Consider the following 707-nt stretch of genomic DNA (forward strand, 5'->3'; position numbering starts at 1 on the left):
CCAGATCGAACGCAATCAGCTTAATATCTGGTTGAGTCATAATTTCCCTAGCTAAAAATAACAAAGGATGGTCTCCCATCCTATGTGTTTGATTCTTCAAGCCACTAAGCCTTTGGGCTCAGTGACATATGTTCTCATTCGCTTACTTCGCAGCCAAGCGCTGACGAACTGCTTCGAATAAACAGATGCCTGATGCAACCGACACATTCAAACTCGATACGCTACCTGCCATTGGGATTTTAATCAAATCATCGCAAGTTTCTCGCGTTAGGCGGCGCATGCCATCACCTTCTGCGCCCATGACAATTGCCAGAGGACCAGTCAGTTTTGCTTGATAAATGTCGTGTGTCGCTTCACCCGCCGTACCCACGAACCAGATGCCCTGCTCTTGCAGAGTACGCATTGTGCGCGCTAGGTTGGTTACACGAATCAAAGGCACCACTTCTGCAGCGCCACAGGCTACTTTGCTTACTGTCGCATTCATTGGTGCTGATCGATCTTTAGGAACGATAATCGCAGCAACACCAGCAGCATCGGCGTTACGTAAACAGGCACCAAGGTTGTGAGGGTCAGTCACGCCATCCAACACCAATAGCAACGGTGTCTCATGCTGCGCTAGGATGTCGTCGATGTCGTTTTCGTTCAGCTGTTTTGCTGGTTTTACGGGCGCGATGATGCGTTGGTGGTTTGGACCATGTGCTTTGTCA

Annotated in this window: 1 protein-coding gene; it reads right to left on the reverse strand. The window is 49.4% G+C overall.

The window, feature by feature from the left end; genetic code table 11:
- Window positions 1-142: 142 nt before the first annotated feature.
- Window positions 143-707: 23S rRNA (guanosine(2251)-2'-O)-methyltransferase RlmB (gene rlmB, locus R7Q11_RS26310; protein WP_225467015.1), on the reverse strand; the 565-nt coding region annotated here is incomplete at its 5' end.

The organism is Vibrio sp. 970 (assembly GCF_033339075.1).